Source organism: Microbacterium sp. (assembly GCF_031178525.1).
GTDB lineage: Bacteria > Actinomycetota > Actinomycetes > Actinomycetales > Microbacteriaceae > Microbacterium.
In genome coordinates this window covers 1-13,078 of the sequence record NZ_JAPSJA010000050.1, presented here as the reverse complement: position 1 = coordinate 13,078, position 13,078 = coordinate 1, and the positions used below count along the sequence as shown (strand labels likewise).

Below are 13,078 nucleotides of genomic sequence, written 5' to 3'. Positions count from 1 at the left end.
CCTCGACCGCCTGCGAGAAGTTGTGCGCGCGCTTGAGGTCGTTCGTCCAGATGTAGGCCGCCAGCCCGTACTTGGTGTCGTTGGCGAGCTCGAGCGCCTCCTCGTCCGTGTCGAAGGGCGTGATCGCCACGACCGGCCCGAAGATCTCCTCCTGGAAGATGCGCGCATCCGGCTTGACGTCGGCGAACACGGTCGGGGCGACGAAGTTGCCCTCGTCGAAGCCCTCCGGACGGCCGCCGCCCGCCACCAGGCGACCCTCGCTCTTGCCGATCTCGACGTACGACATGACCTTGTCGTAGTGCTCGGGGTGCACGAGCGCACCGACCTCGGTCGCGGGGTCGTGCGGGTAGCCGACCTTCACGCGCTTGGCCTGGGCGGCGTAGCGCTCGACGAACTCGTCGTAGATGTCGCGCTGCACGAGGATGCGGGACCCGGCGGTGCAGCGCTCGCCGTTGAGGGAGAAGACGCCGAAGATCGTCGCGTCCACCGCGGCCTCGAGGTCGGCGTCGGCGAAGACGACGGCGGGGGACTTGCCGCCCAGCTCCATCGACAGGCCCTTCAGGTACGGGGCCGCGTTGCCGAAGATGATCTGGCCGGTGCGGCTCTCGCCCGTGAACGAGATGAGCGGCACGTCGGGGTGCTTCACGAGCGCGTCGCCCGCATCCTCGCCGAACCCGTGCACGATGTTGAACACCCCCTCGGGAAGGCCGGCCTCCTCGAAGATGCCGGCCCACAGCGACGCGGACAGCGGCGTGAACTCGGCGGGCTTGAGAACGACCGTGTTGCCGGTCGCGAGCGCGGGGCCGAGCTTCCACGATTCGAGCATGAACGGCGTGTTCCACGGCGTGATGAGGCCCGCGACGCCGATCGGCTTGCGGTTGACGTAGTTGATCTGGCGACCGGGCACCTTGAAGGTGTCATCGGCCTGAGCCACGATCAGGTCGGCGAAGAAGCGGAAGTTCTCGGCCGCGCGGCGGGCCTGGCCGAGTGCCTGGGTGATCGGCAGACCCGAGTCGAACGACTCGAGCTCGGCGAGGCGGGCGTCACGCGACTCGACGATGTCGGCGATCCGGTGCAGGATGCGCGAGCGCTCGCGCGGCAGCATCTTCGGCCAGGGGCCCTCCAGGAAGGCCGTGCGGGCGGCAGCGACGGCGGCGTCGATGTCTGCCTTCTTGCCCGCGGCGGCCCGGATGTAGGTCTCGTTCGACACCGGATCGAGCACGTCGAACGTGTCGCCGTCGATCGAGTCGACGTGCTCTCCGCCGATGTAGTGCTGGATCTTCTCCGGCAGGTCGGCGGGGACGTGGCGCTGGGTGTAGTCGGGGGTGCTCATGGGATTCCTCCGTCGGGGGTCAGTGGTCTGCCAGGTAGGCGTTCATGGTGCGCCAGCGGTGCTGGCGTGCGGCCATCTCGATCTCGAGCGGGTCGGCACCCGAGCGGATGAGCTCGAGGATCTCCGCGTGCTCGCGCACCGACTCGTGTGCGCGCCCGGGGACGTAGGCGAACGTCGAGTCGATCAGGCCCTGCAGGCGCGTCCAGCCGCGGTGGACGAGATCGAGGATGTGCGGGTTCGGGCACGGCTCGTACAGCACCGAGTGGAACTCCCGGTTCAGCCGGGTGAACGCGATCGGGTCGAAGTCGTCCAGCAGCGCGACCAGGCGCGCGTTCACGGCGGCGGCGCGATCCAGATCCGCGCCGTCGAGCAGCGGCGCCGACAGCGCCGTGGCCACGCCCTCGACGACGCCGAGCGTCTGCATCGAATGGGCGTACTCGTCGCGATCGACGAGGGCCACCCGGGCGCCGACGTTGCGCTCGAACTCGACAAGGCCCTCGGCCTCGAGCCGGCGGATGGCCTCGCGCACCGGCACGACGCTCATGTCGAGCGCGTCCGCTATCGGCCCGAGCACCAGGCGGAAGCCGGGCCCGTACTCGCGTGACGAGATCCGTTGCCGGATCCAGTCGTACGCGCGCTGCGACTTGCTCGCGCTCTCGACGGTCGTCATCCGGCTGCGTCCTGGGTCTCGGCCTTCTCGGTGCCCGTGCCGCGCGTCTCGGCCTCGTAGCGCGCCCGCCACTCGGCATTCAGGGGGAACAGGCCGTCGACCGGGTGGCCGGCCTCGACCTGGGTCGCGATCCACGCGTCCTCGGCCTCCTGCGCGAGCGTCGCGTCGGCGACCTCCTCGGCGAGGGCCGGCGGGATCACGATCACGCCGTCGTCGTCGCCCACGATGATGTCGCCCGGCTGCACCGTGACGCCGCCGCAGGCGATCGTGACGTCGTGCTCCCACGGCACGTGGTAGCGGCCGAGCACGGCCGGGTGCGCGCCCTGCGAGAAGACAGGGATGTCGAACGAGGCGACCTGGGCGTAGTCGCGCACGCCGCCGTCGGTCACGATGCCGGCGGCTCCGCGGGCCTGCGCGCGCAGGGCCAGGATGTCGCCGAGGGTGCCGGAGCCGGCGTTGCCGCGCGCCTCGATCACGATGACCTCGCCGGGCTCGACCGCGTCGAACGCGCGCTTCTGCGCGTTGTAGCCGCCGCCGTGCGATGTGAAGAGGTCCTCGCGCAGGGGCACGAAGCGCAGCGTCTTGGCGGTGCCGACGATCTTCGCGCCGGGCGTGTTCGACGTCGGTCCGTCGATGAAGATCGAGCGGATGCCGCGCTGCCGCAGCGCCTGCGACAGGCCCGCGACCGGAGCCTCGAGCAGCTTTGCGCGCAGCCGGTCGTTCAGGATCGGCGCGGGGGCAGGCAGGCCCGCCGCCTCGCGCGAGCCCCAGGCCTCCTCGCGCTGCAGGTCGTTCACGGACGGCAAAGATCCGAGCGCCGGGTCGAACTCTCCTGCGCCCTCGACCACGCGGGTGACGAGACGTCCGCTCGACGGGGCTCCGGGCGCATCCGGGGCGTCCACCTCGACCTCGATGACGTCGCCGGGCACCGCGACCGACGAACCCGCGGGCGTGCCGGTCAGGATGACGTCGCCCACCTCGAGCGTGAAGTGCTGCGACAGGTCGGCGACGATCTGCGCGAACGGGAAGATCAGGCGGTCGCCGGCCGTGCTGTCGTCCTGCACGAGGACGCCGTTGCGCCACGTGCGCACGCGCAGGGCCTCGGGATCGACTCCGCGCGCGTCGATCAGCTGCGGGCCGAGCGGCGTGTAGCCGTCGCGCCCCTTGTTGCGCACGTTGGAGCCCTTGTCGTTGCCGCGCAGGTCGTACAGCCCCCAGTCGTTCGAGGCGGTGACCCAGCCGACGTGATCCCATGCCTGCGCGAGCGGAACGCTGCGTGCCGGCGTGCCGATGATGAGGGCGATCTCGCCCTCGAACGCGAGCAGCTCGGTTCCGGCGGGCCGCTCGAGCTCGGCGCCCGATGCGGCGACCGAGCTCGCCGGCTTGAAGAAGTAGGAGGGAGCGGCGGGCCGGCGCCCGCGCTGCGCGGCCCGGGACTCGTACGCGAGGTGCACCGCGATGATCTTGCCCGGCACGGCGGGCAGTGCCGCGAAGCGGGGATCGGTCGCCAGATGGGTCACACCGAGCTCCTTTGCTCTCGTCTGCTCCGCGGTCCGGAGCGTCGTATCTGAAATAATATACGATCCGGATGCGCCGTCAAGCGGGTCTCACGCGCGGGGATCCCGGCCGCGCAGGACGCGAAACCATATGGCGTGAACGAGACCACAGGGTCTGGCGCGTTCGAACCCTGTGGTCTCGTTCACACGATGTGGTTTGGGCCCGAGGGGGCAGGTCAGGTGCGCTGCGGGTCCAGGCCGCGCGCGATCGCCGCGGTGGCGGCGAGCCAGGCGCGCTGGGTGGCGGGGCGCAGGGCGTTGAAGTGCAGGTAGCCGCCCGCCATCGCCGGGTCGTAGGGGATCGCGGCGACCTCGCGCGAGAGTTCGCGGTAGCCGTCGACGACGCTCTGAACCTCTGCCGCGTTCGCATGCGGATCCGCCTGGCTCACGACCGCGACCGATTGCTGGACGAGCTTCGCCGAGCGCTCGTCGCGGTCGGAGAGGGCCTCGAGCAGCAGCGCCCCGGCCTCCGCATGCTCTGCGCGCGTCGTCGTCGCGAGCACGATCTGGTCGGCGAGGTCGATCATGCGTCGCCACATCGGGTCGGACTCGTCGTTGCCGGAGTCCATGATGATGAGGCGGTAGTACTTGGCCGCGACGGAGTGGATCCGGTCGATGTCCTCCTTCTTGATGCGCTGCTCGTCGGCGAGGAGCATCGGGCGCGAGCGGAGCACGTCGTAGCGGTCCCGGGTCTGGTGGTGCACGAAGTGCGCGAGGTCGGCCGACTGCGCCTGCGCCGACAGCAGCCGCTCGGTCTCGGGGAGCAGATTGTGCAGGCTCGCGTCGTGCGGCCCCTGCTCGGTGCGCCAGCCCAGCGTGCCGCGCGTCTGGTTGTTGTCCCACGCGAGCACGCCCGCGCCGCCGTAGCGCGCGAACACCGCGGAGGTGAGGATCGTCGTCGGGGTCTTGCCGCTGCCGCCCTTCGCATTCACGATCGCGATCGTGCGCGGGCCGGGCCAGTGCTGCGACACCGTGGCCATGTCGGCGCGCTCGGCGCGCTCATCGGAGCTCGGCGGCACGCGCATGCCGGACCGGACGAGGAACCCCCGCCAGCCGCGCTGGGCCGGCTCCTCCGCGCGCTCCGGCGTCAGGAACGAGCGGCGGCCGTCGGGCGGCGACTCGCGGCGGGTGCGCGCGGGGCGCTCGCCGCGACGAGATTCCCTGTGCTCGCCGCGCCGCACGGGGGCCTCGCTGCGGGACACCCGGGGGCCGGGCAGCTCGGGCGACGTCTCCAGCGGGGCGAAGACGTCCGTGGCGTCGGTGGCGGGCGCGGCCGAGGTCGACGTCGGCGCGGGCGTCGAGGCCGGGGGCTCCTCGGAGCGCGGGGGAGGAGGCGCGGTGGCCGATGCGGGGCCCGCGGGGACTCCCGCGGCCGGCGCTGCCGCACCCGCGGGGCCCGCGGCGGCTCCCGCGCTCGGCGACGCCGTGGCGGCGGGGTCCGGTGTCGGATCGACGGATGCCGTCGCCTTGGGTGTCGACGCAGCGGACATGGGCTGAGGCGCCGATGCGACGGGGCGCGTGTCGGTCGACTCCCGCTGACGACGTCGCATGGGCGGTCCGGGGCTCGGGTCATCGACGACGTCGCTGTCGTCGTCGGCTTCGTCGTACGCCACATCCAGAATCGTCCGGCGCGACGCGGCCGGACCCGGAGGCGAGAGATCCGGCGACTCCGCCGCCGCGGGCGACTCGCCCGCGTTCGCGCCGCCGCCCTGCTCCGCCTCGGGCGCGGTCGAGAACGGCTCGCCGTCCGGGGCCACGCTGCCCGCCGTGCCGTCCTGCGCGGCGTCCGGCTCAGGCTGCGCGGCGGCGTCGGCGTCCTCGTCCGGCTCGACGTTGCCGTCGGCGTGCACGATCAGCGGCCAGGATCCATCGGGTTCCGTGACGTGCAGGCGCACGGCCTCGCCGCGTTCCTGCGCCGCGGCGATCGCGTGCATCATGATCGCGTGTCGTCCATCCTCGACGCTCGAGGTGTCGAACTCGGTGCGGTCGTCGCCGGCCGCGATCGCGGCGGTTCCGTCCTCTTCCACGATCGCCACGAGCATCACTGTGTCGGAAGCGGGCATCGTCACTCCTCCCATTGCGGGAGCCCAGGTCAGGGCGGATTCTCGTCATCCCACCGCAGCGAGGGGGACCGGGTCAACCCCCTGGAAGTCGGGGCGTTCTGACGCAAGGAGCGGCCGCGATCCTGCACGATACGAAAGATCACGAATTCTTGTGCCCGCCGTGCGCGGAAATCGAAGGGATCTGCTTCGTACGCTCGAAGGGCAGCAGCGTCGGCGCGATCCGCCGGCCATCGACGAGGGAGTGATGAGCGAGCGTGAGCGAGAAGTCCGAGGCGCACAGCGTGGAACAGTACAGGGCCGAGTGGGTCGCGCGTGAGGAGCTGGCGGAGCGGATGATCCCGCTGATCGGTCGGCTGTATCGCACCCATGGCATCGTGCCGTCCATCCACGGTCGCCGACTCATCAACCGTTCGCCGATCGAGATCGTCAAGGCCCACCGCTTCGCGCGCCTGCACGGCGACGACGTTCTGGATCCCCTCAAGACGCTCGCCGTGCTCGAGTCGATCGACCGGATCGGGCCTGGAGCCTCCTCGATCGATGTCGCGCGCCTGGTCTCTCGCTATGACGAACGCGGCGGCTCCTACGAGGGGGCGGACATCGACGCGTTCCTGCGCGAGGAGCTCGCCGAAGTGATCGATGCCGAGACGCCGCAGCCGACCGACGTCGTGCTCTACGGGTTCGGTCGCATCGGACGCCTGCTCGCGCGCATCCTGCTGGCCCACACGGGGAACGGATCGGGCCTGCGCCTGCGAGCCATCGTCGTGCGCAGGGGCGGCGACGCCGACCTGAAGAAGCGCGCCAGCCTGCTGCGCCGGGACTCTGTGCACGGGCCCTTCGCGGGCTCGATCGAGATCGACGAGCAGAACGAGACCATCCTCGCGAACGGCACGCTGATCCAGGTGATCTACTCGGACGACCCCGCGACGGTCGACTACGAGCAGTACGGCATCCGCGACGCGATCGTCGTCGACAACACGGGCCGCTGGCGCGACGAGGCCGGGCTCTCGCAGCACCTGCGGTCGAAGGGCGTCGCTCGCGTGCTGCTCACCGCTCCCGGCAAGGGATCGCTGAAGAACATCGTCTACGGCGTCAACGGCGACGACATCGGCGCGGAAGACCGGATCGTCTCGGCCGCGTCCTGCACGACGAACGCGATCACGCCCGTGCTGGGCGTGATCGACGGCTCGTACGGGGTCGTGCGCGGGCACGTCGAGACCGTGCACTCGTTCACGAACGACCAGAATCTGATCGACAACTTCCACAAGGGCGACCGCCGCGGGCGCTCGGCCGTGCTGAACATGGTCATCACCGAGACCGGGGCCGCCAAGGCCGTCGCCAAGGCCCTGCCGCAGCTCGCGGGCAAGCTGTCGGGGAGCGCGATCCGCGTGCCGACTCCCGACGTATCGCTCGCGATCCTGAACCTGCAGCTCGGACGCCCCACGACGAAGGACGAGCTGAACGGCTTCCTGCGCCAGGTGTCGCTGACGTCCCCGCTGCGGCAGCAGGTCGACTACATCGAGTCTCCCGAGGTGGTCTCGACCGACTTCGTCGGCAACAACAAGGCCGGCATCGTCGACGGACTCGCGACCATAGTGGACGGCGAGAACGTCGTGCTCTACGTCTGGTACGACAACGAGTACGGCTACTCCTGCCAGGTGGTGCGGGTGCTCGAGAAGATGGCGGGCGCACACCCGCTCGTGCTGCCGGAGCGGGAGCCGGTGCTCGCGGACGACGCCGCCCCGCCGTCGCGGGCGGCCGGGCCGGTGTCCGACGCCGCGGATCGCATCCCTGCCGGGGTCTGAGCCGCTGTCGACGTCGCCCGCGCCGACTACCCTGGGAGGGGCGGATCAGCCGGTCCGCACTGTCCGGGATCGCGCCGGTGGCCGACCCGCCGACGGCCGGTTCGCCGGTCGGATCGTCCTCGGCCATCACTGACGGCCGGATCGCTGACGGGAGGTGCCGTGGGACGCAAGGCCGATGCCATCGACGAGGGCGTGGCCATCGCGCTCGCCGCCGCGCGACTGTCGGTGAAGAACGCGATCCTGGTGAGCACGATCTCGCTGGGGGAGTCGTTCGATCCGCAGCACTTCACGGGCACGGCTCGCGCCGTGCTGGTCGCTCTCGCGGACGAGCAGGATGCCGCGTCCGATGCGATGTCCCGCGCGCGCAAGGCGGCCTGGGGTCGGCACACGCAGCCGCATGGCACGCACGACTATCGCGACCGGGACGTGCGCAACCTGCGGCGCCGCGCGAAGCTGTACGCGGGCGTCGCGAAGGCGCTGCGCACGCTTGCGGAGGATCCCGAGCGGCTGCGTGACCTCGTCGAGCGCGCGCGCGAGGCGGCCTGGCAGGACGTCGAGACGAACCTGCAGGGCCGCCTGCGGGTGGAGGCGATGCGGCCCGAGCAGGACCCCGACTACGAGAAGATGCGCGACGCGCGCATGCAGGCCCTGCGCCTGGTCGACCTGCAGAAGCTGTCGGCGCAGGCCCGCCGCAGGCGCAAGGCCGCCGCCGACGAGACCGCCGGCGCGTCGTCCTGATCCGACGCGCCCGGGCATGCTCGCGCAGCCGTCCCGATTCGCGACCATGCGCGGCGATGATGTACAGTAGACGGGTTGCCACGGCAACGTGGGGATCCCCGGATCCGCGCATGAGCGCCCGTAGCTCAATGGATAGAGCATCTGACTACGGATCAGAAGGTTAGGGGTTCGAGTCCCTTCGGGCGCACACTGTGTTGAGACAGTGACGAAAAGGCCTCCGCTTCGGCGGGGGCCTTTTCTGCTCCTCCGGCCGCCTCCGCGCGAGCGCCGCGGGGGAATGCCACCTGCACTCGCGCTGTTCGCGTCCGACAGAGTCGCCCGCCCCGCGTCGAGAGCCGCGCGCGGGTGGGCGGCAGCGCCTGGTGCGCTCCCGCGCACCGCTCACCGGAGGAGACGACGTGGCGTGGAGCACTCGCGAGCTGGCCCAGCTCGCCGGAACGACCGTCAACACGATCCGTCACTACCACCGGCTCGGGCTGATGGACGAGCCGGACCGCGAGGACAACGGGTACAAGCAGTACTCGGTGAGCCACCTCGTGAGGCTGCTGCGGATCCGGCGGCTCGCCGACCTGGGCGTCCCGCTCGCGCAGATCGGCGCGGTCGAGGCCGGCGGCGAGCCGACGCTCGCGGCCCTGCGTGACCTCGACATCGACCTCGCCGCGAGCATCGATCGCCTGCGGAAGGCGCGCGCCGACATCGCGGCGATCATGCGCGAGCGCGCACCCGCTGACGTGCCCGCCGGCTTCGAGTCGGTGGCGATGCGCTTGTCGCAGTCGGACACCTCGATGATCCACATCTACTCGCAGCTGTACGACCAAGCGGCTCTCGACGACGTGCGGAAGATGGTCGAGCAGTACCCCGCGGACATCGACCGGGAGTTGGAGGAGCTCGCGGAGGATGCGGACGAGGCGACGCGCGAGGATCTGGCGGAGAGGCTGGCTCCCGACATCGCGCAGAGCCTGCGCGACTATCCGTGGCTGAGGGATCCGGTGGGGCGGCTGAAGAAGAGCACGCCGGCCACGGCGGAGACCTTCGTCGAGGCCGTCGTCGAGCTCTACCGGCCCGCCCAGCTGCAGGTCCTCTATCGCGCCAGCATGATCGCCCACCGGATGCTCGACGCGGCGGGCGCCGCGGGCGCGGCGGGCGCGGCGGGAGACGAGGGCGCTTCCGAGCCTTCCGACCCCGCCGGAACTCCCAGCGCTTGACCATGTTCTGAGAACACGCCCTCTACTGGGATCGCGTCGAAAGTCGACGCCATCTCACGGTGAGGAATCCCATCGTGAACCCCTTCGGGGATCTCGTCATCCACTTCCAGGAGCTCGTGGCCCGCGTGCCGGAACTCGTCCAGCCCTTCATCGTGACGCTCGCCGCCGCGATTCCGTTCATCGAAGCGGAGGGAGCCGCGATGATCGGCGTCATCGGCGGCATGAATCCCTTCGTCGCCGGCATCGCGGCCGCGATCGGCAACTTCCTGGCCGTGCTGGTCGTCGTTGCGGTGAGCTCCCGGGCCCGCGCCGCTGCCGTGCGGCGACGAGGATCGCGCAGCACCGCCGTCGCCGAGGGTGCGGGCCGCGTCGCGACCCTGACGTCCGTGGAGGTCGCCCCCGCCAAGTCGGAGTCGAAGGGACGTGCCCGCTTCAAGAAGTGGCTCGTCCGGTTCGGCGTCCCGGGCGCGAGCATCCTCGGCCCGCTCGCGATCCCGACGCACTTCACGTCCGCGATCCTGATCGCGTCCGGCACGGCACGCGGCTGGGTGCTGCTGTGGCAGGGTGTCGCGATCGTGCTGTGGACGACCGTCACCACGGTGTCCGGATGGCTCGCTCTCCACTTCCTCATCCTCGCGTGATCAAGTCGACCTCGAAGGAGACAGCATGAACGACCGAACCGGACGGTCGACGGCCGACGAGCCCGAGACGGGCGGCGACGGCGCAAGCCTCGGCGCCCCGACGCTCGCCGAGGACCTGCTGCTGCTCCTGTTCCAGCCCCACTCCGGGGCGGAGCGGAGCAGCGGCACCATCGCGGGCGAGAACACCCTCTTCTACGCGCTCGGAGGGGCAGTGCTCGCCGACCTCGCACTCGGAGAGCGCATCCGCACGACAGAGGGGCGAGGCGGGGCGGTGACCGTCGAGACCATCGAGGGGCGCCGGCCCGTCGATCGTCTGCTCGGCGCCGCCTGGGATCACATCGCGGAGAAGCCCCGCGGCGTCCAGGCGGTGCTCGCCGCGGTCGGTCCGACGCTGCGCGGGCCGGTGCTGGATCGGCTCGTGGACCGCGGCGACATCCGGCTCGGAACCCGCAGGGTGCTGGGGCTGTTCGACGCCGCCGTCCTCGAGGACGGCGGAAGCGGCAGGCGGGCAGAACTCGTCAGCGAGGTGCGCGGGGTGCTGGTCGACGGCGCCGTGCCGTCGCCCCGGACCGCGGCGCTCGCCGCGCTGCTGTACGGCAGCGGCACGCTTCCGCAGTTCCATCCGGCGATCCCGTGGACGTCGCCGGTGATCGCGCGCGCCGAAGAGCTCAAGCGGGGCAGCTGGGGTGCCGGAGGCGCCGCCGAGGCCGTGGCGCGCACGATGACCGCCACCATCGTGAACAACGTCATCGTCGCGGCCGCCCTGCTGCCGCGCACATGACGCGAAGGGCCGATCGATGACATCTCCGCTCACGTCCGCCGGAGCCGCCGCACGCGTTCCGCTCCGGCGCCGTCCCTTCCGGGTCATCCGCGAGAACCGGCGCGCGTACCTGATCCTGAACGCCGCAGCGTACGGGCTCGCACTCGTCGGGTTCGTGCTCGGGGTCGTCTTCCCCGACCTCAACGCGGCCCAGGCGGCGTCCCTCGAGGAGGACGGCACGGGCGAGCTCGTGCGGTGGCTCGTGAACGTCCCGCCGCTGTTCGCGCTCACGATCCTCGGGGTCAACGTCTTCCGGCTCGGGCTGCTGACGATCGTGCTGCCGTCCCTCGTCGTGCCCTTCGCCGGCCTCGCGCTGTTCGGCTACTGGGCCGTCGAGACCGGCATCACGATCGCGCCCGCCTCGCCGCAGGGATGGGTGGCCCTCATTCCCCACGCGCTGACGTTCGTGATCGAGCTCCAGGCGTACGTCCTGCTGCTGCTCGGCGCGTATCTGGTCGGAAGGCACTGGCTGTGGCCCCGCCGCGTCGGCGCGGGGAACCGGCGGCGGGCCTACGTCCAGGGTCTGCGACGGCTCGGCCTCCTGGCGCTGCCGGCCCTCGCGCTGCTCGTCGTCGGCGCGCTGTGGGAGGCGTACTCGCTGCGCTACCTCGTGCACCCGCTGACCCAGCTGCTGCTCTGACGGCGCGGCGCCGCGAGCGCGAGCGGCGCCGTCCGCGCTCAGGCGATCTCGCGTTCTCAGGGGCGGATCAGCGCATCCGCTCCTGAGAACGCGTCATCTCCGGAGAACGCGTGCGGCCGTCGACGCTTCGGCCGCTTGTTCGCTCAGAGCGAACAACCTCTCAGTCGGCGGGACGATCCCGGCGCAGCTTCTGCGTCAGGTCGCGCAACTGGCGCAGCTCGTCCTCGGTGAGCACCGACATCCGCTCGGCGATGGAGCGGCCATGCTCCGTGGCGATCAGCCGGAACGCGCGTGCGCCCTTGTCGGTCGCCGTGACGAGGGCTCCGCGTCCGTCCGTCGGATCCGAGCACTTCGTGACGAGGCCGCGCGCGACCATCCTGTCGACGAGCCGCGAGACGCTCGGCTGGCTGATGAGCATGTTGGCGGTGACATCCCGCAGGCGGGCCGACATCTCGGGGGCGCGCGTGACCGTCAGCAGCACGTCGTACTCGGGCTGTGTCAGGTCGGTGCCGGTGAAGTCGGATGCGACCTCGCCGAAGATCTCGTGCTGGGCGCGGAAGAGGCTCTCCCACGCCTCCACCGCGAGCCTTCGATCAGCCATGAGCCAAGCGTATCCGCGCGGTTCGCCCCTAGCGTGGTGGCTATGAGGCGATTGTTGACCGGTCTGATGCTGGCGGCCGCGGCGGCGCTCACGTTCTCGGTGCCGGCGGCGGCCGACGACGAGGAGCTGCAGGACTTCAGGTTCGACAGCCTCACCGCACAGATCGAGCTGGGTCGTGACGCGGACGGCGTCGCCCGTGCGCGGATCACCGAGACGTTCGTCGCCGTGTTCCCGGAGCAGGACCAGAACCGAGGGATGCAGCGCCGGATCCCGCAGGACGACGATTGGACGCCGCTGCGGCCGACGCTCGAGTCGGTCACGGACGAACGCGGCGAGGAGCGGCCGGTCGAGACCGAGTCCGATGACGGCTACCTCGTGGTGACGTCGGCCGTGCCCGAGGGGCAGTTCGTGCACGGTCGCGAGACGTACGTCTTCACCTACACGGTCGAGAACGTGGGCCGGCTCATGGACAACGGCCTCGAGGAGTTCTTCTGGGACCTGCTCGGCGAGGAATGGCCGCAGCCGTTCGGCGAGGTCGAGGCGACCGTCACGGTGGATCCCGCGCTCGCAGAGGAGCTGACGGGCGACGCGCGCGTCTACGCGGGCGACGTCGGATCGACCGACTCCGAGACGCTCGAGCCGCAGGAGCAGCCCGACGGCTCGGTGCGCTTCGAGGCCCGCTACACCGCCGTGCAGCCGTTCCAGCCCGTCACGTTCGCGATCGGGTTCGAGCCCGGCACGTTCACTCCGTTCGACGCCTCGATCGCCGCGTCGCCCGGTGCGCTGCTGCAGCTCGGCGGCGGCGTGGCGGGCGCCATCGCGCTCGGCTGGGCGGTCGTGGTCCGGCGTCGGCGGCTGCAGGACGACCCTGGCCGGCCGGTGGTGATCGCGGAGTATGCTCCGCCGCGCGACATCGATGCGGCCACGGCCGCGGCCATCCTGGGGCGCGCGACGAAGATCGTCCCGGCCGAAGTGCTCGAGCAGGCCGTGGGCGGTGCGCTGCGCATCG

General features: G+C 71.2%; 12 protein-coding genes and 1 tRNA gene. 8 read left to right on the top strand and 5 right to left on the bottom strand.

Going from position 1 to position 13,078, the window contains the following annotated elements; translation table 11 throughout:
- The 4 genes from RIF89_RS05390 to RIF89_RS05375 form a co-directional block, all read right to left on the bottom strand.
- On the bottom strand, positions 1 to 1,333 hold a 1,333-nt coding region (locus RIF89_RS05390; protein WP_309068116.1), incomplete at its 3' end, for an aldehyde dehydrogenase.
- A 19-nt stretch (positions 1,334 to 1,352) separates the two neighbouring features.
- Positions 1,353 to 2,003, bottom strand: a complete 651-nt coding sequence (locus RIF89_RS05385) for a GntR family transcriptional regulator (protein ID WP_309068115.1) — start codon at positions 2,001 to 2,003, stop codon at positions 1,353 to 1,355.
- Entirely contained in the window at positions 2,000 to 3,523 is a 1,524-nt protein-coding gene (locus RIF89_RS05380; protein ID WP_309068114.1) for a fumarylacetoacetate hydrolase family protein, read from the bottom strand. Before RIF89_RS05380 ends, RIF89_RS05385 begins: the two co-directional genes overlap by 4 nt.
- A gap of 212 nt (positions 3,524 to 3,735) precedes the next feature.
- Positions 3,736 to 5,622, bottom strand: a complete 1,887-nt coding sequence (locus tag RIF89_RS05375) for an AAA family ATPase (protein WP_309068113.1) — start codon at positions 5,620 to 5,622, stop codon at positions 3,736 to 3,738.
- Between the two features lie 332 nt (positions 5,623 to 5,954).
- Between RIF89_RS05375 and RIF89_RS05370 the strand changes: the two genes are divergently transcribed.
- The 7 genes from RIF89_RS05370 to RIF89_RS05340 all read left to right on the top strand — a co-directional run bounded on the left by RIF89_RS05370 (position 5,955) and on the right by RIF89_RS05340 (position 11,468).
- A complete protein-coding gene (locus RIF89_RS05370; RefSeq protein ID WP_375294434.1) occupies positions 5,955 to 7,424 on the top strand; it encodes a glyceraldehyde-3-phosphate dehydrogenase in 1,470 nt (489 codons plus the stop codon).
- A gap of 159 nt (positions 7,425 to 7,583) precedes the next feature.
- Entirely contained in the window at positions 7,584 to 8,162 is a 579-nt protein-coding gene (locus RIF89_RS05365) for an asparagine synthase (protein WP_309068111.1), read from the top strand.
- A 114-nt stretch (positions 8,163 to 8,276) separates the two neighbouring features.
- Positions 8,277 to 8,349: transfer RNA gene (locus RIF89_RS05360), tRNA-Arg, on the top strand.
- Between the two features lie 211 nt (positions 8,350 to 8,560).
- Complete coding sequence (locus RIF89_RS05355) at positions 8,561 to 9,367, top strand: MerR family transcriptional regulator (RefSeq protein WP_309068110.1); 807 nt, start codon at positions 8,561 to 8,563, stop codon at positions 9,365 to 9,367.
- A 74-nt stretch (positions 9,368 to 9,441) separates the two neighbouring features.
- The gene (locus RIF89_RS05350; RefSeq protein ID WP_309068109.1) at positions 9,442 to 10,008 is read left to right on the top strand and encodes a small multidrug efflux protein; all 567 of its coding nucleotides are present in this window, start codon (positions 9,442 to 9,444) and stop codon (positions 10,006 to 10,008) included.
- A gap of 25 nt (positions 10,009 to 10,033) precedes the next feature.
- Positions 10,034 to 10,789 carry a GPP34 family phosphoprotein gene (locus RIF89_RS05345; RefSeq protein ID WP_309068108.1) on the top strand — a complete coding sequence of 252 codons (756 nt, stop codon included), beginning with the start codon at positions 10,034 to 10,036 and terminating at the stop codon, positions 10,787 to 10,789.
- 16 nt (positions 10,790 to 10,805) lie between these two features.
- Positions 10,806 to 11,468 (top strand): stage II sporulation protein M, encoded by a 663-nt coding sequence (locus RIF89_RS05340; protein WP_309068107.1) that lies wholly within the window; start codon positions 10,806 to 10,808, stop codon positions 11,466 to 11,468.
- 160 nt (positions 11,469 to 11,628) lie between these two features.
- Here the strand turns inward: RIF89_RS05340 and RIF89_RS05335 are convergent, their stop codons facing one another.
- Positions 11,629 to 12,069: a MarR family transcriptional regulator gene (locus tag RIF89_RS05335; RefSeq protein WP_309068106.1), complete on the bottom strand. Its 441-nt coding sequence runs from the start codon at positions 12,067 to 12,069 to the stop codon at positions 11,629 to 11,631.
- Between the two features lie 42 nt (positions 12,070 to 12,111).
- On the opposite strand from RIF89_RS05335, the gene RIF89_RS05330 reads away from it, so the two are divergent.
- Positions 12,112 to 13,078, top strand: a 967-nt coding sequence (locus tag RIF89_RS05330; RefSeq protein ID WP_309068105.1) for a DUF2207 domain-containing protein, incomplete at its 3' end; no start/stop codon positions are given.